Origin of the sequence: Hongsoonwoonella zoysiae (assembly GCF_013266695.1) — a bacterium.
Classification (GTDB): Bacteria; Pseudomonadota; Alphaproteobacteria; order Rhizobiales; family Stappiaceae; genus Hongsoonwoonella; species Hongsoonwoonella zoysiae.
Genome location: NZ_JABRXF010000003.1, coordinates 262500 through 283888, shown reverse-complemented (window position 1 = coordinate 283888; position 21389 = coordinate 262500). Strand labels below are relative to the sequence as shown.

At 60.7% G+C, this 21389-nt stretch carries 18 protein-coding genes; 14 read left to right on the top strand and 4 right to left on the bottom strand.

The window, feature by feature from the left end:
• The first annotated feature begins 15 nt into the window (after nucleotides 1-15).
• The 5 genes from HPQ64_RS17705 (at nucleotide 16) to HPQ64_RS17685 (ending at nucleotide 5096) form a co-directional block, all read left to right on the top strand.
• Nucleotides 16-771, top strand: coding sequence for an ABC transporter permease (locus HPQ64_RS17705; protein ID WP_210260396.1), 756 nt, complete (start codon nucleotides 16-18; stop codon nucleotides 769-771).
• Nucleotides 768-1553 (top strand): carbon-nitrogen hydrolase family protein, encoded by a 786-nt coding sequence (locus HPQ64_RS17700; protein ID WP_172889966.1) that lies wholly within the window; start codon nucleotides 768-770, stop codon nucleotides 1551-1553. Before HPQ64_RS17705 ends, HPQ64_RS17700 begins: the two co-directional genes overlap by 4 nt.
• Nucleotides 1554-1691: 138 nt before the next feature.
• Nucleotides 1692-2954, top strand: a complete 1263-nt coding sequence (locus HPQ64_RS20500) for an ATP-binding protein (RefSeq protein WP_172889965.1) — start codon at nucleotides 1692-1694, stop codon at nucleotides 2952-2954.
• Between the two features lie 160 nt (nucleotides 2955-3114).
• Entirely contained in the window at nucleotides 3115-4599 is a 1485-nt protein-coding gene (locus tag HPQ64_RS17690) for an NAD-dependent succinate-semialdehyde dehydrogenase (protein WP_172889964.1), read from the top strand.
• A 50-nt stretch (nucleotides 4600-4649) separates the two neighbouring features.
• Nucleotides 4650-5096 (top strand): potassium channel family protein, encoded by a 447-nt coding sequence (locus HPQ64_RS17685; protein WP_172889963.1) that lies wholly within the window; start codon nucleotides 4650-4652, stop codon nucleotides 5094-5096.
• Between the two features lie 3 nt (nucleotides 5097-5099).
• Here HPQ64_RS17685 and HPQ64_RS17680 read toward each other — a convergent pair whose 3' ends face one another.
• Complete coding sequence (locus tag HPQ64_RS17680; RefSeq protein ID WP_172889962.1) at nucleotides 5100-5678, bottom strand: DUF2585 domain-containing protein; 579 nt, start codon at nucleotides 5676-5678, stop codon at nucleotides 5100-5102.
• Nucleotides 5679-5726: 48 nt separating this feature from the next.
• Nucleotides 5727-5903 carry a hypothetical protein gene (locus tag HPQ64_RS17675; protein ID WP_172889961.1) on the bottom strand — a complete coding sequence of 59 codons (177 nt, stop codon included), beginning with the start codon at nucleotides 5901-5903 and terminating at the stop codon, nucleotides 5727-5729.
• On the opposite strand from HPQ64_RS17675, the gene HPQ64_RS17670 reads away from it, so the two are divergent.
• From HPQ64_RS17670 to HPQ64_RS17650, 5 genes are all read left to right on the top strand, one after another.
• Nucleotides 5893-7521 (top strand): peptide chain release factor 3, encoded by a 1629-nt coding sequence (locus tag HPQ64_RS17670; RefSeq protein ID WP_172889960.1) that lies wholly within the window; start codon nucleotides 5893-5895, stop codon nucleotides 7519-7521. The genes HPQ64_RS17675 and HPQ64_RS17670 overlap by 11 nt on opposite strands.
• 349 nt (nucleotides 7522-7870) lie before the next feature.
• Nucleotides 7871-8329 carry an NUDIX hydrolase gene (locus HPQ64_RS17665; RefSeq protein WP_172889959.1) on the top strand — a complete coding sequence of 153 codons (459 nt, stop codon included), beginning with the start codon at nucleotides 7871-7873 and terminating at the stop codon, nucleotides 8327-8329.
• Between the two features lie 101 nt (nucleotides 8330-8430).
• Complete coding sequence (locus tag HPQ64_RS17660; protein ID WP_172889958.1) at nucleotides 8431-9936, top strand: inorganic phosphate transporter; 1506 nt, start codon at nucleotides 8431-8433, stop codon at nucleotides 9934-9936.
• Nucleotides 9937-9983: 47 nt separating this feature from the next.
• On the top strand, nucleotides 9984-11336 hold the full coding sequence (locus HPQ64_RS17655; protein WP_172889957.1) for a DUF2157 domain-containing protein: 1353 nt from the start codon (nucleotides 9984-9986) through the stop codon (nucleotides 11334-11336).
• Nucleotides 11333-11887 carry a GDYXXLXY domain-containing protein gene (locus HPQ64_RS17650; protein ID WP_172889956.1) on the top strand — a complete coding sequence of 185 codons (555 nt, stop codon included), beginning with the start codon at nucleotides 11333-11335 and terminating at the stop codon, nucleotides 11885-11887. The genes HPQ64_RS17655 and HPQ64_RS17650 overlap by 4 nt, the downstream gene beginning before the upstream one ends.
• Before the next feature lie 56 nt (nucleotides 11888-11943).
• Here HPQ64_RS17650 and HPQ64_RS17645 read toward each other — a convergent pair whose 3' ends face one another.
• On the bottom strand, nucleotides 11944-13758 hold the full coding sequence (locus HPQ64_RS17645; protein ID WP_172889955.1) for an ABC-F family ATP-binding cassette domain-containing protein: 1815 nt from the start codon (nucleotides 13756-13758) through the stop codon (nucleotides 11944-11946).
• A gap of 186 nt (nucleotides 13759-13944) precedes the next feature.
• Between HPQ64_RS17645 and HPQ64_RS17640 the strand changes: the two genes are divergently transcribed.
• The 3 genes from HPQ64_RS17640 (at nucleotide 13945) to HPQ64_RS17630 (ending at nucleotide 18276) form a co-directional block, all read left to right on the top strand.
• A complete protein-coding gene (locus HPQ64_RS17640; protein ID WP_172889954.1) occupies nucleotides 13945-14439 on the top strand; it encodes a GNAT family N-acetyltransferase in 495 nt (164 codons plus the stop codon).
• 406 nt (nucleotides 14440-14845) lie between these two features.
• A complete protein-coding gene (locus tag HPQ64_RS17635) occupies nucleotides 14846-16300 on the top strand; it encodes an HlyD family secretion protein (RefSeq protein ID WP_172889953.1) in 1455 nt (484 codons plus the stop codon).
• Complete coding sequence (locus HPQ64_RS17630) at nucleotides 16297-18276, top strand: glycosyltransferase (RefSeq protein WP_210260357.1); 1980 nt, start codon at nucleotides 16297-16299, stop codon at nucleotides 18274-18276. Before HPQ64_RS17635 ends, HPQ64_RS17630 begins: the two co-directional genes overlap by 4 nt.
• 15 nt (nucleotides 18277-18291) lie before the next feature.
• Here HPQ64_RS17630 and HPQ64_RS17625 read toward each other — a convergent pair whose 3' ends face one another.
• Nucleotides 18292-18993, bottom strand: coding sequence for an FCD domain-containing protein (locus tag HPQ64_RS17625; RefSeq protein ID WP_172889952.1), 702 nt, complete (start codon nucleotides 18991-18993; stop codon nucleotides 18292-18294).
• Nucleotides 18994-19463: 470 nt separating this feature from the next.
• Between HPQ64_RS17625 and HPQ64_RS17620 the strand changes: the two genes are divergently transcribed.
• Entirely contained in the window at nucleotides 19464-21050 is a 1587-nt protein-coding gene (locus HPQ64_RS17620; protein ID WP_172889951.1) for a peptide ABC transporter substrate-binding protein, read from the top strand.
• Nucleotides 21051-21389: the final 339 nt, after the last annotated feature.

Here is a 21389-nt window from a genome sequence, read left to right as displayed (position 1 = left end):
GCCCTTGCCGCCTTCATGACACTGCCGATCCTGGTGATCGCAGGCGTCGCGCTCAATGAAAAGAAGACGCTTGCCTTCCCGCCTCAAGGGTTTTCTCTCGAATGGTATGCGCAGGCCTTCACCGACGACGGCTGGCGGGCGGCGCTCGTCCATTCGGTCCTTGTGGCCACTGCGGCGGCGGCGATCAGCGTGTCTATAGCGGTGCCGATCGCCTGGTTTTTGTGGCGTCGCGTAGCGCCCTGGGCGCGGATCGTGGAGGTGCTGGGCCTCGCCCCCTTCATCCTGCCGCCGGTAATCACCGCGCTTGGCGCGCTGAGCTTCTGGGCGACGACCGGCTTCTACGGCCAGCCGTGGACGGTCGTCATAAGCCACGGTATCTTTTTCGTCAGCCTGCCGCTCGTGACCGTCACGCTCGGTTTCGCCACCATCGACCGGGAGATCATCGAAGCCGGAATGACGATGGGCGCGGACGACCGCACGCTTTTGAAAACCGTCGTTTTCCCGCTCGTGCGGCCCTACATAATTTCGGGCTTCGCTTTCGCCTTCGTGCTGTCGCTCAATGAATATATCGTTGCCTATATGACGGTCGGCTTCACGCTTGAAACGATCCCGATCAAGATCTTCAATGCCCTTCGCTATGGCTATACGCCGACGATGGCGAGCGTCTCGGTCTTCTTTGTCCTGGTCGCGGTCGTCGTCTTCGGGCTCGTGGCGCGTTTTGGCGATCTGCCGAAACTTCTCGGTGCGTGGTCGGAAGGAGACAAGGGATGAAGATCGTCGCTTGCCAGATGCCGGCTGAGCTTGAAGACGTGGATGCACGCCTCGCGGCGATTGCAGATATCGTGCGGCAGGCGCGATCGAAAGGTGCGGATATCGCGGTCTTCCCCGAACTGGCAACGACAGGCTATGGCCTGGGAGACGAAATTCGCGCACTCGCTGAACCCATCGATGGGCCGGCGATTGCGCGCCTGAAGGCTGTTTCGGCGGAATTCGGCGTGGCGCTCGTCATCGGACTGCCGCTTGTCGAAGACGGTATCGCCTACAATTCTTGCGCCTTCATCGCGCCGGACGGAACGGTTTCGAGTTACAACAAGATTCAGCTTTACGGCGACTACGAGAAAGCGCTTTTTCGGCCGGGTTGTGGCGCGCCACCCCTTTTCGACTACAAGGGCATGCGCTTCGGCCTGCTTATCTGTTTCGACGTGGAGTTTCCCGAACGCGTGCGCGATCTGGCGTTGCGGGGGGCGGAGGCAATTCTCGTCCCGACAGCATTGCCGCAGAGCGATGGCGGGCGTTTCATCGCGACGTCGGTCATCCCGGTGCGCGCCTTTGAGAACCAGGTTTTCGTTGTCTACGCCAATCACGCTGGAAGCGATGCCAGGTTTTCCTACCAGGGCCTTTCCTGCATTGCCGCGCCGGACGGGGCGCTGCTTGCTCAGGCTGCTGAGGCTGGTCCGGCGGTCATTTGCGCTGAATTGGACAAAGGCGCATATGACGCCAGCCGGGAGCAGAACCCTTACTTGAGTGAATTGCGCCTTCACACGGGCGGATAACCACGAGGTTCGGGACTGCGGCATATTGCGCCGCACCCTCATCGTCTTGTGAAATTTGACGATAAAGAATTTACCAAGAGCGCGACGCGTCGTAAGGTCCTGAGAAATCAATCGGCTGACGATCGATCAGGAGCTTTGGTGTCTACACCTCCTTCAGCGCTTGCGACATCGCGGACGGATCTGCTGCTGCGAATCGCGGAAAGCATCTCCGGTGAGGTCGGCGTCCCGTTTCTGAAGGCGCTTGTGGCGGCCCTTCAGGAGGCTATGGACGTTTCGCTTGCCCTGATCACGGTTGGCGAAGGCGAGCCGGTAAAAAGCGCGCGGGCCATCTTTGCGCTGAGGGACGGCGCGGAGGTTGAGGATATATCCTACGACCTGGCGGGCACGCCCTGCGGCGTCGTCTATTCCGGACAGCGTATTGTCATTCCTTGCGATCTTGCCGAGCGCTTTCCCCGAGAAGAAGGCTTTAGCAGCTATGTAGGCGTGCCGCTTTTCGCGGAGGGCGACATGGTGGGCGGGCATCTGGCCGTTTTTTCCGAATCGCCGATCCGCGATTCAGCATTTGCTGAAAGTCTGGTGCGGATATTCGGACAGCGTGTGGAGGCGGAGCGGCGCCAGGTGGCGGCGGCTGAATTGCGTGAGCGCCTCATCGTCGATCTTCGCGAAAGTTCGACGAGGCTTCGCAGGCGTTATCAGGCGTTGCGGGCGGCAAATGCGTTCAAGACAAGGCTGCTCGGCATGATCGCGCATGACCTTCGCAATCCCCTTGCCGCGATCACGAGTCAGGCGGAACTGATCAAGACGCATCTTTGCCGCGCGGAGCCAAATATCGAACGGGCAATTGCAAACGCCGACAGAGTGGTCGCCAGCGCCGATCGGATGTCGGCGCGGATCGGTTCGACCCTGCAGGAAGTGCGACGCGAAACCTCTTCCTTGTCGATCAACCCGGTGAGCGTCGACATTGGCGTGCTGGTCTCTACCGCCGTCGAAGTGAATCGCTCGGCGGCGGACCGTAAACAGATTTCCATCAGCACGAAGGATGGCGCTTGCACCCGGTGTTCGTGCGATGAAGACCTGCTGCTCGATGCCGTCGACAACCTCGTCAGCAATGCGATCAAATATTCCCACTCCGGTTCGGGTGTCGAGATCGAATGGGGGAAGGCGGGCAACCGCCTCTGCATTTCGGTTCGCGATCAAGGACAAGGCATGACGCAGGAAGACCTGCAACGGGCGTTCCAGCCCTTTCAGCCGCTTTCGGCCAAACCCACGGCGGGAGAAGCTTCTGTCGGACTCGGACTTTCGAACGTTCGCGAGATTGCGGAGGCGCACGGCGGGCGCGTTTGGGCGGAGAGCGAGGGCAAGGGCCGTGGCGCGACTTTCCACCTGGAAATCCCGTTGTGAGGCTGTACGGGCAATTTCATCGATAACGTCGCGGCTTGCGGCTTGACGCATTGGCCAGCGGGTGGTTCACCCTATCTCATCTCATGAGTTGAACACGAAACGACGCGCTGCGAGCGAAGATCTACCGCTTGGACGACGGCGCGCCGGGGAGGAAGCAAAGATGTCGATTTCCAGCGAACTTCTCGCCCGCCTCAAGGATCCCGAACTGCTGACTGCCAAGGGCTATGTCGGCGGGAAATGGGTGGCTGAAGCCGCCTCCGGCAAGACCTTCGAGGTGACCGACCCGGCAACCGGGGCCGTCCTGGCCGAACTGCCGGACATGGGCGTCGAGGAAACGACGCGTGCGATCGATGCCGCCTATGACGCGCAGAAGGATTGGGCGGCGAAAACGGCGAAGGAACGTTCGCTCGCCATGCGCATGTGGAACGACCTGCTGCTTGCCAATGCGGATGACCTTGCGCTGATCCTGACCGCGGAGATGGGCAAGCCTCTGGCGGAAGCGAAGGGAGAGATCGTTTATGGCGCTTCCTTCATCGAATGGTTCGCGGAGGAAGCCAAGCGCGTTTACGGCGACACGATCCCCGGCCACCAGCCGGACAAGCGCATCGTCGTTCTCAAGCAGCCGGTCGGCGTCGTCGGCGCGATCACGCCCTGGAACTTCCCGAACGCTATGATCACCCGCAAGGTCGCGCCCGCCATTGCGGTAGGCTGCACCGTGATTTCAAAACCGGCCGAACAGACGCCGCTTTCGGCGATAGCGATCGCGGTTCTGGCAGAGCGTGCGGGCATTCCCGCAGGCGTTTTCAATGTCGTCATCGGCACGGATGGCCCGGCCATCGGCAAGGAGCTTTGCGGCAACGACAAGGTGCGCAAGATCACCTTCACCGGTTCCACCGAGGTGGGGCGCATCCTCATGCGCCAGAGTGCGGAGCAGATCAAGAAGGTGTCGCTGGAACTTGGCGGCAATGCGCCCTTCATCGTCTTCGACGACGCGGATGTGGATGCTGCTGTCGAAGGGGCGATGATTTCCAAATACCGCAATGCGGGCCAGACCTGCGTTTGCGCCAACAGGCTTTATGTTCAGGCCGGCGTTTACGAGGAATTTGCCGAAAAGCTTGCCAAGAAGGTTTCCGAGAGCCTGAAGGTCGGCAGCGGCTTTGAGGAAGGCGTGACGACGGGCCCGCTTATCGACGAGCAAGGCCTTGAGAAGGTGAAGGATCATATCGAGGACGCGCTCTCCAAGGGAGCCAAGGTCGTGACCGGCGGTAAGCCGGACGAGCGCGGCGGCACCTTCTTCCAACCAACGGTGCTGACCCAGGTAACGAAGGAAATGAAGGTCGCGCGCGAGGAAACTTTCGGCCCTGTCGCACCGCTTTTCCGCTTCGAGACGGTGGATGAGGTGATCGAGCAGGCCAATGACACCGAATTCGGCCTCGCCTCCTATTTCTACGCCCGCGACCTGTCGCGGGTCTGGAAGGTGGCAGAGGCGCTGGAATACGGCATGGTCGGTGTCAACACGGGCCTTATCTCGACGGAAGTGGCGCCGTTCGGCGGCGTCAAGCAGTCGGGCCTCGGCCGTGAAGGGTCGAAATACGGCGTCGATGATTTTCTTGAGATCAAATACATGTGCCTCGGCGGTATTTGATTTTTAAAAATCCCGGTTAGAAAGAAAGGGCGGCATTCCGGAGCGGCGGAATGCCGCCCTTTGTTCATGAACGGGAGAGCTCGGTGGTCAATGTAACGGGTTTCATTGCCGGCATGATCCTTGCCACGACGTTCATCCACGCAGGCTTCATGTTCGCCGGCCTTTCGTTCGTGCATCGCCATACGCGCACCCGCCCCAAAAAACTGCGCGGCACGCTGATCGTGGCGCTTTTCGTGTTCCTGATGTTCATCGCCAGTGTTCTTGAAGCCCTGATCTGGGCATTGGTTTACGAAGGGCAGGGGGCGATAGAAGATCTGTCGACCGCGCTCTACTTCTCGATGGTGACCTTCACCACCCTCGGTTACGGCGACATCGTGCTGGAAAACGACTGGCGGCTTGTCGCGTCCTTTCAGGCGTCCATCGGCCTCATCATGTTCGGCTGGACGACGGCGCTTGTCGTCAACGTCGTGAATGAGGTCTTCGGCGGCGACTCGTAACCTTCAAGCGCCCGTCTGCCAGGTCTTGATGGCCTCGATTGGCCAGATGAGCATGACGACGTTGAGCGTCAGATTGTCCCTGATGAGGGCTGCCGTCAGCACCTCGAAGAAAAGCGCGATTGTCACGGTCAGCCAAACCGGCACGCGCCAGGCGAGAGCGAAGCCGACGATCATCCAGATAATATCGAATACCGAGTTCAACACGCTGTCGCCGGTATAACCGAGCGCGATCGTCGCCTCCCGATAGCGGTCGATGATCATGGGGCTGTTTTCCAGGATTTCCCATGAGGCTTCGACGATGATCGCAAGAATCAACCGCCAGCCGACGGCCATTTTCGGAAAAATCAGCCAGGCGAACCAATAGAACAGAAAGCCGTGGATGATATGCGAGGGGGTGTACCAGTCGGCGATATGCTGGGAGTTGTCAGACGAGGTCACGTCGCCGGTCCAGAGCTTTATCTCGCCGCAGGTGCAGATCGGCACCCGGCCCATGGCAAGCAGGATGGCAGCGGTCAGGGCGAGCAGGAAAGCGCCTGTCAGAATAATGGGGAGGGGGCGGGACGTCGCGGCTCGATGGTTCACCTTTGAGAAAATCCTGACAATTGAAGCGAAAATCTCCCGGACGTTAGGTCAATTGGTGGTTTCGTCAAATAGGTGGGACTGGCATTTTTCGCCGCTCTCCACTATGACGGCGGCAAAGGAAGCGCCATATGTGGCAGCGGATTCCTGCGCGTGCGGATGAATATCCAGCCTATCTCCGTTCGCCGCCGCCTTTTTCAGTGTTTCAGGAGGCAACATGAGCGTCATCGACGCCGAACCTGTCGCGAAAGCGAGCGCGATCCCTTACGAGAACCGGCGTACCTTCGCCATCATCTCGCATCCGGACGCCGGCAAGACGACGCTGACGGAAAAGCTGCTTCTGTCCGGCGGCGCTATCCGGGCGGCGGGGCAGGTGCGCGCGCGCGGCGAGCGGCGCAGGGCACGTTCGGACTGGATGAAGATCGAACAGGAACGCGGCATTTCCGTCTCGTCCTCTGTCATGACGTTCGAGCGGGACGGTATCGTCTTCAATCTGCTGGACACGCCGGGCCACGAAGACTTTTCCGAAGATACCTACCGTACGCTGACGGCGGTGGATGCCGCGATCATGGTCATCGACGCGGCCAAGGGCATTGAGGCGCAGACCCGCAAGCTTTTCGAGGTTTGCCGCTTGCGGGATATCCCGATCATCACTTTCGTCAACAAGATCGACCGTGAGGGACGTCATCCGCTGGAGGCGCTCGACGAAATTCAGGAGGCGCTTGCGCTGGACGTCACGCCGATGACGTGGCCCGTCGGCATGGGTTCCGATTTCTTCGGCGTATACGACTGGAAGAACAAGCTTTTCCGCACCGCAAGCGGCGGTCGCGGCGGACCGTTCGACACGGTGAAGCCGGTTTCCGGCCTGGATGACGAACAACTGACCGGCGTGGTCTTCGACCGGGTCATGGAAGAGTTGACCGAGAACGTCGAGCTTGGATCGGAAGCCTATCCGGAGTTCGACCGCGAGGCCTTCATGGAAGGCCATATGACGCCCGTTTTCTTCGGCTCCGCCCTTCGCGACTACGGGATCGAGGAGTTGATCTCCTTTATCGCCAGGTTTGGCCCTTCGCCCCATTCGCAACCCGCGACCGGCAGGCGCATCTTACCCGATGAAGACAAGGTTTCGGGCTTTGTCTTCAAGGTGCAGGCGAATATGGACCCCAAGCACCGGGACCGGATCGCCTTCGTCAGGCTTTGCTCCGGCACCTTCAAGCGCGGCATGAAGTTAAAGCACGTGCGCGCCGGCAAGCAGATTGCCGTGTCCGCGCCGATCTTTTTCTTCGCCGAAGAGCGCGAGATCGCGGAAACGGCCTATCCCGGAGATGTGATCGGCATTCCCAATCACGGCCAGCTTCGCGTCGGCGATACGCTGACGGAGGGTGAGGACATTCACGTGACGGGCCTTCCCGCTTTCGCGCCGGAAGTTCTGCGCCGCGTGCGCCTGTCGGACACCATGCGCGTCAAGCAGATGCGCCAGGGCCTTGAAGATCTGGCGGAAGAGGGCCTCGTTCAGATCTTCAAGCCGGCCATCGGCTCGAATTGGATCGTCGGCGTCGTCGGTGTGCTACAACTCGATGTCGTGGTGGAGCGTCTTCGCCAGGAATATTCGACGGAAATCGGCTTTGATGCCGTTCAATACAATACCGCCCGCTGGATCGAAGCGGACGACGAACTGGTGCTGAAGAAATTTCTGGAAGGCAACCGCCTGAACGTAGCGAACGACCGGGACGACAAGCCGGTATTCCTCTTCAAGAGTGCCTGGGAGGTGAATTACATCGGCGAGAAAAACCCCGATATCCGCTTCCGCGAGACCCGCGAAATTGTTCATACGGACGAAAGCTGAAGCGGAGTGGGTCTTGAATCAGAACTGTAACAGGGGCGAAGAAGCCTTTGGCCTTTGGGCATTATCCTTTGTAGAGCTTATTGAATACATTACGTCATGTTCACTGAACGCATCACGAAAGCGTAATTTGTGCGCTTTTTATTGAATTTTATCTGACGGCTCCATATAAGTGCAATGAGTGCGCTATTGGTGATTCGCCGAAAGGGGAATCGTCAGCGCGCACCCATTTCAGGTGATGTGAAACGGAGACCTTCGGGAATTGACGATTTTCGAGCCTAATGTGAAGCGGCAGGCGAGTGGCCAGTTCGGGAGGGCCACCGGATTTGGGCCCGATTTACGGGCGTTTGCTATGCGGCTGGTTGAAAGGCTTCGTCTTTTTCTCGGTGGCAAGCCGCCTGCTATTCAGACCGCGGCACTTCCCTGGCGCCGCAGGCCGGACGGTACGGTCGAAGTCTTGCTTGCGACCAGCCGTGACACCGGCCGTTGGGTCCTGCCGAAAGGCTGGCCGCACAAGGGCAAGACGCTGGGTGAATCCGCATCGCAGGAAGCCTATGAGGAAGTGGGCGTTCATGGCCGGGTGGCGGATAGGGAAGTCGGCCACTACAACTACCTGAAATGGCTTGATACCGGGCTTAACCGCCGCGTTCGGGTTTCCGTGTTTCCCCTCGAGGTGAGGCAGGAATGCGATGTCTGGCCCGAACAGGGGCAACGCGAGATCCACTGGACCACCTGCGAAGAGGCGGCAGAGCGCGTCGACGAGCCTGAGCTTGCCGCTATCTTGCGGAAATTTCCGGACAAAATGACTTAAAACGGCCGATTCGTCTGCCGGATCTGCTGTTGGCAACCGTTCACCGCCGAACATCTTGCCAAGATCGCGACAAACAATTCCCGTTCATGGTAACAGGCGTCATGCCGCATTCCGATCAGGCGACCGCAAAGCCTACTCTCGACAAGGATCTGGACAAGCTGACAAGCGTTGAGGAAGCGACCTCGTCGCTGGCAAGGACACTTGTCGCACCCGGGCTTGCGCTGCTTTTTCTCGGATTTTCCGCGGCCCTTTCGGGACTTTTCTTCGTCGATCAGCCGGAATGGCTCCTGGTTGCGGCGGCATCGGCCATCGGCGCCTACATGGCGATCAACATCGGTGCCAACGATATCGCCAACAATGTGGGCCCGGCGGTGGGCGCGCGCGCAATGACGCTGACGAGCGCGCTGATCCTCGCAGCGGTCGCCGAAAGTGCGGGTGCCTTGATCGCCGGGGGCAGCGTGGTGGAAACGGTTGCCGGCGGCATCGTCGATCCCACGATCATGACGAACCATCGTCCCTTCGCACTGGTCATGATGGCGGCCCTTCTCGCTTCCGCGCTCTGGATCAATTTCGCGACCTGGATCGGTGCCCCGATTTCCACCACGCATTCCGTTATCGGCGGAGTTCTGGGTGCGGGCGTTTCCGCAGCCGGCCTGTCGGTCGTGAATTGGGCGGGTGTGGGCACTATTGCCGCAGGCTGGATCGTTTCGCCGTTCCTTGGCGCAATCATCGCCATCCTTTTTCTGGCGTTCATCAAGGAAAACATCATCTACCGGGACGACAAGCTGGCGGCGGCGCGCCGCTGGGTGCCGGTGCTGATCGCCGTCATGGCCGGAGCGTTCACGTTTTATCTTTCGCTGAAAGGGGCGCACCATGGGTTCGGGTTTGCCTTTCCGGTCATGTTCGCGGCCTCCATTGCCGTCGCGGCTTGCGCTTTCGCCCTGGCGCGCCCCTTTGTCGTCTCGAAACTTCAAGGCCTCGACAATTCGAACCGCTCGCTGCGTGAGGTGTTCCATCTGCCGCTGATCCTTTCCGCGGTGCTCCTGTCTTTCGCGCATGGCGCCAATGACGTCGCCAACGCGGTCGGTCCGCTTGCCGCGATCGTGCGTTCCGTGGAATCCGATGTCCTCCCGGCCGTCGTGCCGATCCCTATCTGGGTGATGGTGATCGGGGCCTTCGGCATCTCTTTCGGCCTTTTGTTCTTCGGCCCGAAATTGGTCAGGATGGTCGGCGGAGAAATCACCAAGCTCAATCCCATGCGCGCCTTTTGCGTCGCGCTTTCGGCCGCGATCACCGTCATAATCGCGTCATGGTTCGGGCTCCCGGTAAGCTCCACACATATCGTCGTCGGCGCGGTTTTCGGCGTTGGACTGTTTCGCGAATGGTACAACGCCCGCAAGGCTTTGCCGGCCGTGCCTGACTCTGTTTCTAATGATGACTTCAGGTTAGATTTCGCCGACAAGGCGGTGATCGAGGCGAAGCGGCGCAAGCTCGTCCGCCGTGCCCATCTGACGACGATTCTCGCCGCCTGGGTGGTAACGGTGCCTGTTTCCGCGCTGCTTGCGGGTGTGCTTTTTCAATTGTTCGTTCTGCTTGGAAATGGCTGATCCATCCCCGGCACCATGACTTCGTGGTATGAATTGGCGAAAGGGAGATGCGTGCCTTGATCTTCGACGCCAACTATCGCCGCCGCCTGGACAATGACCTGAAGGAGTGGGTTGGCAAAGGCTATCTGGACGATGACGCGGCAGACAGAATTCGCAAGGACGCGGCATCACGGGCGAAGGGACAAAGCCGGCTTCCGGCCGTTTTCGCAATCATCGGCGTGATCTGCCTTGCGCTTGCCGTCGCGGCCTTCGTTGCCGCGAACTGGGCCGTTATCCCCCGCATCGTAAAGCTTTGCGGGATCGCGGCCGCGATTGTCGGGGCGAATTTTCTTGCCGCGTATTCCGCAGCCAGAGGCCGCAACCTGATAGCCGATCTTGCAACCTTGTTCGCGGTGCTCGTCTTCATCTCAGGGCTGGCGCTTGTTGGCCAGATCTATCATCTGCCGCAGGACTGGCCGGCGGGTGCGATGCTTGCGACATTGGGCGCGCTTGCCGCGGCATGGCTTGCGCAATCGAGCGCGGCACTCGTTGTCGCGGCGGTTTCGGCGATTTCCTGGGTCTTTGCGCGCGGCGAGCCGGCAGGTCTGGATATCGCCGGATCAGGCATCGCGCTGCTGCTGATCGCGGCCATGGTCGCGCATGTGATCCTCTACCCGTTGCGGCTTGGGCGATGGGCGGTGCTGGCGCTTGTTTTCGCCGCTTATCTGCGCTTCCTGATCGAGGCGGCCGGCACCCGCTTCGATCCGGAGGAGGCGGTAATGTTCGCGCTATCGCTCTTTGCGGCAGCACTTTCGGGCTGGGCGCTCGCGCTGCTGCGGCATTCCGAGAGCCGATTGCCGGAAGTGCGCGAAAAGGATGGTGCGTTCCTGTTCGCCCGCTCCACCCTCGATGCCGGCGCGGTGGTGCTGATCGGGCTTGTCGTGATTTCGCTGATCGCCGCCATGTCAGGCAGCGGCAGCGGGCTTTCGGTGGGCGCCATCCTCGCATATTGGCCGATCCCGGCGACGATCCTGCTGGCTGGTGGCGGATTTATCCTCGCTTTCGCCCGCTCCTTCGGGCGTTTCGAAACGGGTGCGCTCGGTGCCGCCGCCGGCGTGGCCGTCGTTGCCGTGTTCCTGGGGGCTGTCGCGCCGAATGCGGTTGTTATCGTAGCGGCATTTTCTTTTGCGGCGACCGTTGGCATGAGCGCGGCGGGCACAGTCGCCGGCTTCGGGACCTGGACTGCATTCGGCCATATAGGCACCGCCGCAGTGGTGCTTTGGCTTCTGAACGAGACGATCGGCTCGCTGATCGGACAGTCTCTCTTCTTCCTGATTGCCGGCGTCCTCTTAATTGCCGTAGCGGCCTTAAGCGCCTGGCACATCCGTAGGCGGAGTGGCGAGATGGAGGGCACGGCATGAGCGGGCAGGGAGATCGCAAGGCCTATCTCAAGTGGGGCCTTGTTGCGTTGATCCAGCTCGGTCTCGTCGCGACGACGCTTGCCGAGCGCATTCGGGTCCATATGACCGGCGAGGAAGTGATCCTTGCCATGCGGCCCGTCGATCCGCGCGATCTTCTGCGCGGCGACTATGTGGTCGTAACGCTGGAAATCGAACGTGTTTCGGCCGATCTACTCGCCCCCGGCGAGGAGCTTGCGCGCGGCGATACAGTTTATGTTTCGCTGGAGCGGGACGGCGAGGGGATCGCCCGCGCCACCGGGATATCGAAGGCGCGCCCGGAAGGGGCCACGCTCGCGATCCGGGGCCGCGTGAGCGCGCGTCCGGGCGGCGAGGAAATATCCATAGCGTATGATCTCGACGCTTTTTATATCCAGGAGGGTAAAGGAGAAATCCTCGAGAATTCCGACCGGGAGAAAATGAGGCTCGTCGTCGCGCTGACCGAGGCGGGGATATCCGCTCCCTTGCGGATCACGCTGGATGGAAAAACTCTCGTCGAGGAAAGCGCGTTCTGAGGATCGATCGAGCGAATTCTTTCCGGTCAGGCGATTCCGCCTGACCGGAATGCGCTCTAACTCTCCTCGTTCAGCATCTCTAGTTCCAGCCACTGTTCCTCGGCCTTTTCCAACTCGCCCTGAAGTTTCGTGATCTCGTCACTGAGCCTTGCGAATTTGGCCGGCTCGCGGCTGTAGAGGTTGGGATCGTCCATCTGGGACTGGAGGTCCGACAGTTTTTTCTCAAGCCCGGAAATCGTATCCGGCAGGGTCTTGAGAAGGTGCGCTTGCGTAAATGTCAGCTTCGATTTCGAAGGCGCTTTCGCAGGTTGGGCCGGCTTGGGCTTTCGGGGTCGATCCTCCGATTTCCGCTGCGTCTTTTCGGTGCGTTTCGCCGTCACGCCCACGCCGCGCTGGGCGACCATGTCGCTATAGCCGCCGGCGTACTCGCGCCAGATGCCGCCATCTTCCGACACGACAACGGAGGTTGCGACCCGGTCCAGAAAATCACGGTCATGGCTGACGAGAAGCACGGTGCCGGCGTAATCGGCCAGAAGTTCCTGCAAGAGATCGAGCGTTTCGAGATCGAGGTCGTTGGTCGGCTCATCCAGCACGAGGAAGTTGGACGGACGGGCCAATGCCCTTGCGAGCATGAGGCGGCCCCGCTCTCCCCCCGATAGAACGCCAACGGGCGTGCGCGCCTGCTCCGGCTGAAACAGAAAATCCTTCATGTAACTCATGACATGCCTGGTCTCGTTGCCGAGAACGACGGTGTCGCCGCCTCCGCCGGTCAGCACTTCCATGAGCGTGTCTTCGGATTTCAGGTGCTCGCGCTTCTGGTCAAGGGTGACCATTTCAAGGTTCGCGCCAAGGCGCACAGAGCCGCTGTCAGGCGCAAGATCGCCCGTCAGCAGGCGAATGAGCGTCGTCTTGCCCGCGCCATTACGGCCGACGAAGCCGACACGGTCTCCCCGGTTGATGCGGGTCGAGAAATCCTTCACGACAGGATTGCCGCCGTAGGATTTCGAGATCGATTTCGCCTCGATGACGAGCTTGCCGGAGGCTTCGGCTTCCGTCGCGCTCATCGTGACCGTGCCTTGGGGCCCGCGATGGTTGCGGGCCTTTTCGCGCAGGTCCGCAAGCTCGCGCACGCGGCGCATGTTGCGCTTGCGCCGCGCCGTCACGCCGTAGGTCATCCAGTGCTCTTCACGCCGGATCTTCTGGGCAAGGCGCGCCTGCTCACGCTCCTCTTCCGAATAGACCTCGTCGCGCCATTCCTCGAAATGGCTGAAGCCCTTGTCGAGGCGGCGGGAAACGCCGCGGTCCATCCAGACGGTGGCGCGCGACAGGTTTTCCAGGAAACGGCGGTCGTGCGAGATCAGCACGACGGCGGATTTGAGCGAGGCAAGCTCGCCTTCCAACCACTCGATCGCCGGAAGGTCGAGATGGTTCGTCGGCTCGTCGAGAAGGAGAATATCGGGCTCGGGCGCAAGCGTGCGGGCAAGGGCGGCACGGCGCACCTCGCCGCCGGACAGGCGGGCGGGGTCGGCATCGCCGGCAAGTCCCAGAACCTCCAGCAGATAGTCCGCGCGGTAGGCGTCATCGCCGGGCGCCAACCCTTCGCGCACATAGTCGAGCACGGTTTCGAAGCCGGTCAGCACCGGTTCCTGCGGCAGGTAGCGCACGGTGCGCCCGGGTTGAAGGAAACGCTCCCCCGCATCGGGTTCGATCAGGCCGGCGGCGATCTTCAACAGCGTCGACTTGCCGGAGCCGTTGCGCCCCACAAGCGCGATGCGGTCTCCCTCCATCACCTGTAGCTCGGCGGAGGTCAGAAGCGGCGTGCCGCCGAAAGTGAGCGCAATGTCGCGGATATGCAGAAGCGGTGGGGCCATATCGGATATCTGTTCGGGAGTTCGAAAGCCGGAGCGGCACCGTCTATCACATTCGGCGTGCGGGATGGGAGTCGAAGCTGCGATGCCAGGAATTTGTCCGAACGCCGTTGCATGACGCTTGAGCCGCTGGCGTTCCTTCGCGATGGTTCGTTACATGTACCAACCGCAGTAACCGGATTCCACCGCATGAAACTGCGCACCGCCACGCTCGCCGATGTCGCGCTGCTGCGCTACTGGGACACCAAGGCGCACGTGCAGGCGGCCTATGGCGGAAACCACGACGGCGACTGGGAAGCCGAGATCGGCAATGAGGCCGATTGGGGCGAGTGCCTGATCGCCGAGGAAGAGGGGCGGCCCGTCGGCTTCTTACGGATCATCGACCCGGCGCGCGAGGAAACGCACTATTGGGGCGATGTCGAAGCGGATCTTCGAGCCATCGACATCTGGATCGGCGAGGAAAACGCTCTGGGGCGGGGGGTCGGCGGTGAAATGATGCGGCTTGCGCTGTCCCGGTGTTTCGCCGACCCGCGCGTGAAGGCGGTGCTGCTCGATCCTCTTGCCGTAAATTCGCGTGCGCATCGATTTTACGAGCGGCTCGGGTTCCGGTTTGTCGAAAAACGGCGGTTCGGTAACGACGATTGCTTCGTCTATCGCCTGGAGCGGGAAGGTTTTGCGGGATAGGGGACAGAGTTTTTTTGTTTTCACCCTCACCCGGCACGTTTCGCGCCGACCTCTCCCTTCGAACTCGGGTGTTCCCGAGTTGGGAAGATAGGGGGAGAGGTATGGGAGCAAGTTGATGCTCTGGGTCTGGCACGAGGTCCCGGCAGGCTGAAATTATTAATGCCAGCTTAATGTGTCCCGAGGGGGAGTATCGCTTCTTCCCAAGTCTTATCGACGAGAAATAATAAATTTTACTAATAATTAAAATCCCAATAAACACGATAGACTATTAAATAATAATAATTCCTTTATGTCAGGTATAAACAATCTTAACTTTATTTTTTAAATTCAACTTCATTCAATTCGTATACATCTGCGTCAACAAAGGGGGCGAAGTCAATCCTCGGATTGATCGCAGGGTAAGGCAATGCCAGTTCGGAAATTGAAAAGCCAGCCCGTCAAGACGGCTGCGAAAGAAAAGCCCGTGCGCCGGCCGCCGAAGCCGGCCGGCGCTGACGGGCCCAACGTCCAGGAACTGCAGCGACTGGCGCGCGAGGAGTGCGAGCAGCTTGCCCGGCCGGCTGCCCGCAAGGCGGGCGTAGCGCGCAAGCCCGGGGCCGAAGCCCCCGCACCCGCACCGGCGCAGGCGACACCGGAGCCGGCGAAGAAACCGGCCAGGTTCTGGAGCCGGGCCATCAAGAGCGCGCTCGGGCTTGCCCTTGTCATATTGGCGGGTTGGGGCCCGACGATGCGCCTTTTCCAGGTTTCCAGCACGGAAGCGGTGGTGAATGCGCGCGTGGTCACCCTCCGTGCGCCTATCGAGGGGGTGGTCGATTTCAAGGCGGATCTCAACGATCTGAACGGCGTTTTCACGAAGGATTCCATTCTCGCCACGATTTCCGATCCTCATGCAGACCGACGACGGCTGATCGATTTCGACAGGGAAATCGAGACGGCACGGATCGAGCGCGCCGCGCTGATCTCCTCGAAGGAACCGCTGTTGCGGGCGCAGGCGACATACCGCCGGCAGGTTGAGAACTTCCGGCAGGGCCGGATCGCCGAGCTTCAGGCAAGGCTCAACGAGGCGGATGCGGAGATCGCCACAATCGACGCCGAGGTGGAGCGCGCGAGGGCGCATCTGGAGCGCCGCAACACCCTTTTCGAACGTTCCGTCGTCGCAAAGTCGGAAACGGAGGACGCGCTCGCTGCGCTCAAGGTGCATGAGGGCAGGAAGGCGCAGGCCACAGCAAGGCTTGAGAGGATCGGCGTCGAGATCGAGGCGCTGCGCAAGGGCGTCTTCATCGGTGACCATTATAACGACCGCCCGCAATCCATGCAGGAACTCGACGACGTCACGATCCGGATCGCCGATCTGGATGTCGCGATAGAAGCCAAGAGCCGGCGTATCGAAGCGCTGGAGCGCGCGCGCGAAGAGGAGCGGGCGAACTTTCGCCGGGCATCGTATGCGGCCGTTTCGGCCCCCATCGGCGGCCGGGTCTGGGAGCCGCTGGTCACGGACGGCGAGCATGTGGTGCGGGGGCAGGACCTTGCCCGGCTGCTCGACTGCGCGCATCCGATCGTCACCACGGCGGTGAATGAGCAGGTCTACAACAAGCTTTCTCCTGGAGATGCGGCGACCTTCATCCTGCGCGAAGGGGGCATGGAATATCCGGCCCGCATCGTCCAGTTGAGCGGGGTTGCCTCCGCGCCGGCCAACCTTGCGATCCTTCCGTCCGCGCTTGAAAAGGAGCCTTATCGCGCGACCGTCAGCGTCGCGGGGCTCGGCGAAGCCGACGGCTGCCTCGTCGGCAAGACGGGCCGTGTGGTCTTCAAAAGCGGCGACGAAAACGGGCGCGGCATCTGGATGCCGTTTAACAGATGAACCCCCTTCTGACGGCGATACAGGACGGTATCACGCCGGGGATGATCGCCTTCGGCTTCTGTCTTTTCCTCCTTCCGTGGCTTAACCCCGAAGGGCGGTGGCGGTGGCTGCCCGTCTATGCGGTTCTTTTCCTGACCCTGCGCTATCTCCACTGGCGCGCGACGCAAACGCTGCCAACTTCCGCCGATTTGGGAGACTTCACTTTTGCGATCGGCTTTCTTCTCATTGAAGGGATAACGTCGCTCGGCTCGATCCTGACGCTCATCACGCTTTCGCGGGTGAAAAACCGCACGCCGGCAGTGGATGCGGCACTTGCCGAACGAACGGCAGGAACGGCCGGCCACGGCGAAGGCCCGCCCCTCGTCGACGTCTTCATCTGCACTTACAACGAGGAACGCGAAATCCTGCAACGCACCATCGCCGGCGCGCTTGGCATGGACCATGAAAACTTCAGGGTCTGGGTGCTGGACGACGGGCGAAGACCATGGCTTGCCGATCTGTGTGACGAACTCGGCTGCCGGTATCTGACGCGCCCCGATAACGCCCACGCCAAGGCCGGCAACATCAACCATGCGCTCGCCCATGTGGCGCGGCTGCCGGAGCCGCCGGACTTCGTGTCGATCCTCGATGCCGATTTCGTGCCGACGCGCGCGTTCCTGACGCGTTGCCTCACGCTTTTTAGCGATGACGGCGTTGGCATCGTGCAAACGCCGCAGCATTTTATCAATCCCGACCCGATCCAGTCTAACCTGGGTGCCGCGGACGTGTGGCCGGACGAGCAGCGCTTCTTCTTCGATGTGCTCATGCCGTCGAAAGATGCCTGGGGCACGGCATTTTGCTGCGGAACGTCGTCCGTCATCCGGTGGGAGGCGGTGGAAGCGGCCGGCGGACTTCCTGTCACCTCGGTCACCGAGGACTACCTGCTGACGCTCAGGCTGAAACAATACGGCTATCAGACCGTCTATCTGAACGAACGGCTGTCTCTCGGCCTTGCGCCGGAGGGGCTCAACGAATACGTCACCCAGCGAAGCCGCTGGTGCCTGGGTTTCATGCAGATTCTCAGCGGCCGCGACGGGCCGTTCAATCCGGCGAACGGGCTGAAGTTCATCGACCGGATGGCCCTTTTTGAAAGCTTTCTCTACTGGGCGGGCACCTTTCTCTTCCGCTTTGCCTGCCTCATCGTTCCGATCGCCTACTTCCTGTTCGATCTCAAGGCGGTCGATGTCGATCTCGCCGACGGAATCTCCTATTTCCTGCCCTATTTCATCGGCCATGTCGGCGTGATCGGCTGGCTGTCGGCTACGCGCATCCTGCCGATCCTGACGGATGTCACCCAACTCCTGACGATGCGCGAGATCCTCTATTCCGTGGTGCTGGGCATCGCCAGGCCGAAGGGGCACAAATTCGCGGTGACGGCGAAAGGCGGCGACAGAAGCAAGACAATCGTCCAGTGGCGAATGATACGCTTTTTCGGCACCCTGCTGGCGGTCACGCTCCTGTCTCTCGGCTATTCCTTCTATGCCGATGCCAACCGGCCGCTGGAAAACTCCAGCGTCGTCGCGCTCTTCTGGAGCTGGTACAACATCACCGTTCTCCTGATCGCCATCGCCTGCTGCGTGGAACGCCCCAGAAAACGCAAGAGCGAGAGGATGCGGGCGAGAGGGGCGGTCGAGCTGAATTTCGGCGATACCGAAGCCGACTTCCAGATGCTCGATATCTCGATTTCGGGGATCCGCTTCGCAGGACATTGCGGCGCCGCCGTAGGCACACCGGTCAATTTCCGTATCAACGGCCAGACCATGTCCGGGCGGATCGTGAGAAGCGGCGAACGGGAATTCGCGGTCGAAATCGACCACACGCTCGCCTCGAAACTCGCGATGGTGCGCGAGGTCTATTCCGGCCGCTTCGAATCCCGCATCGAGGGGGCGCACTCGCTCGCCGTCGGCAAGCGGGTGCTCGCCCGCCTGTTCGGTTAACCGTCCGCTTTGCGATCAGGCGACGGCCTTCGCCTTCAAAAGCAGCTCGCGCGTCATCTGCAGGAGAACCTTGGCTTCGTGGCGGGCCTTTTCCGGATCGCGGTCGCGGATGGCGTCGAAAACATTCGCGTGCTGGGCAAGGGCGATCGGATCTTCCACCTCGGGCCGCGAGGTGACGGCGATGGAGGCCCTGAGCGCGCCTTCCACGCAAGCGCCAAGTCCGGAGAGAAGCGGATTGCCGCTGGCGGCCAGCATAAGCCGGTGGAAGCGCACGTCCGCCTCCATCGTTTCCGGCGTGCGGCGCCCTTCGGCCACGCGCATGTCGTCAAGCGCGCGGCCCATCTCCTCGATCTGCTCGTCGGAGGCGTTGAGCGCGGAAAGGGCGGCGGCCTCCGGCTCGACCATGGTACGGATGGCGGTGAGTTCCACCAGGATCTTTTCCGCCGGCACGACCTTCTGGCGCCATTCCAGCATGGCCGCGTCCAGGAAGTTCCAGTCGACATCGGGACGTACGATGGTGCCTCGCTTGGGCTTCGACGAAATGAGGCCCTTGCCCGAAAGCACCTGTAGCGCCTCGCGCAGGCAGGTGCGGCTGACGCCGTGCTCGTTCAAAAGATCGGTTTCCGTCGGAAGGACCGCGCCTTGCGGATACGTTCCGTCGATGATCTTCAGCGCGATCTTCTCCGCGACCACGTCCTTAAGCTTTTGTGTCGTCACGCACGTCTCCGCCTTTTGTCCCTCGTGAGTCCGGTTTCTGCGGCCGGATTCTTCAAAAACAGGTGATACGAGCCCTGCAAGAGGCAGCGAACTTGTCCAAACGCAACCCGTTACCGTTCAACTTTATGTCGAAAACTCGGAAAAGTCCTGTGAAACAGGCAGCCGGATTCCGATGCGGATGAGGAAAAATCGATCAAATTCGCGATATATTGCAAGGATATTCCCGCAAAGCGCTTACACGAAAAAATTTTCAGCTTTTTCGTGCAATGGCTGTGAAAGGCCCGTTCTCGTCATTGCGAAATGCCTCAGACGGTGAAATATTTTTCACACGCCGGGCCGGCGCATTGCGAGAACGAATAATACGCAAGCCGCCCGGCCCGGCAATTCATGAATTACCGCATGGCATTCCGCCAGGCGGGTTTCATGGCAATTCGTTCAAGCCCCGGCCTCGCCAAGGGGAGGAGGATAATATGTACAAATCATTCAGAACGGGCCTGCTCGCGGCAGCGCTCGTGGCGGCAACGTCGCTGACAGCGGCCGCCGAAACCGTCTATCATCGCGGGAATTCCGCGGATCCGGAAACGCTCGACCAGCACAAGACCTCGACTGTTTACGAAGGTCACATCCTGCGCGATCTCTACGAGGGACTTACCGCTTTCAACGCCAAGGGGGAAACGGTGCCGGGCGTCGCCGAAAGCTGGGAGCTCTCCGACGACGGCACGGTTTATACCTTCAAGCTTCGCGGCGACGCCAAATGGTCGAACGGCGATCCGGTGACCGCCGGCGATTTCGTCTATTCGCTGCGCCGCATCATGGCGCCGGAGACAGGCGCGAAATACGCAAGCATCCTCTATCCGATCAAGAACGCGGAAGCCATCAACTCCGGCAACGCGAAAGTGGAGGACCTGGGCGTCAAGGCGCTGGACGACCACACGCTGGAAATCACGCTGGAAGGGGCCACGCCCTATTTCATCGATCTTCTGACGCATCAGACGGGGCTTCCCGTCCATCCGGCAAGCGTCGAGGCGCATGGCTCAGATTTCGTGAAGCCTGAAAACATCGTCACCAACGGCGCCTATGTGCTGGCCGAATTCGTGCCGAACAGCCACGTGAAGGTGACGAAGAACCCGAATTTCCACGATGCCGATGACGTCAAGATCGACACCGTGATGTTCTACCCGACGGAAGACCGGGGTGCCGCACTGCGCCGCTTCCAGGCGGGCGAGTTGCATTCCAACAACGACGCGCCGACCGAGCAGATCAAGTTCATGCGCGAGAGCCTGGGCGGCCAGTTCCGTGTAGCACCTTATCTCGGCACCTATTATTACGCGCTGAACCACAAGGACGAGGCGCTGAAGAACCCGGATGTGCGCACCGCACTTTCCATGGCGATCGACCGCGAGTTCCTGGCCGAGGAAATCTGGGGCGGGGCGATGGTCCCGGGATATTCCATGGTGCCGCCGGGCATCGGCAACTACGGCGAGCCGGCCTATGCCGACTACAAGGACATGGCGCAGATCGACCGCGAGGACAAGGCGATCGAACTGCTGGAGAAGGCCGGTTTCGGCGATGACAATCCGCTGACGCTGGAAATCCGCTACAACACCTCGGAAAACCACAAGAACACGGCGGTCGCCATCGCCGATATGTGGAAGCCGCTCGGCGTCAACGTGAACCTCGTCAACACCGATACGAAGACCCATTACGCGCACCTTCGCGACAAGGGCGACTTCGACGTCGCGCGCGCGGGCTGGATCGGCGATTATTCGGACCCGCAGAACTTCCTGTTCCTCGTGGAATCCGACAATGACGGCTTCAATTACGCCAATTACGCCAATCCGGAATACGACAAGCTGATGGATGAGGCGGCCGCCGAGACGGACCTCGAAAAGCGCGCGGATATCCTCAAGCAGGCGGAAGTGATCTTCATGCGTGACCTGCCGTATATTCCGCTGCTCTACTACGGATCTCTGAGCCTTGTCTCCGACAAGCTGCACGGCTGGGAGGACAATCTCCTGAACGTCCATCCGAGCCGCTACATGAGCATCTCGGAGTAATGAAATCGCTGGTCGCGCAACGATCGCGGCCAGCGTCATCCATCCATCTTTTCGTGTGTCATCCTTTGCGATGCCACCCTCACCTCGGGTCACGGACTCATAAATAAGACTGAAATGGTATGCGCGGATTTGTTTGGATACGAGGCGCAAGCCTGCAGGAAACCATCCGGTTTTCAAAGGTTTGCAACGGTGTTACCGGGCAAATCCGCCATATCCTGAAAGGACGCGAAAACGGCTTCGACCTGCCACGTCGAAGTGCTTGGCCGGGTGGCCGACCCGCCCGGCGCATTTCTCCTGGCATCTCTTTGCCGTTTGTAGCGCCATTCCGGCCTTATTTAT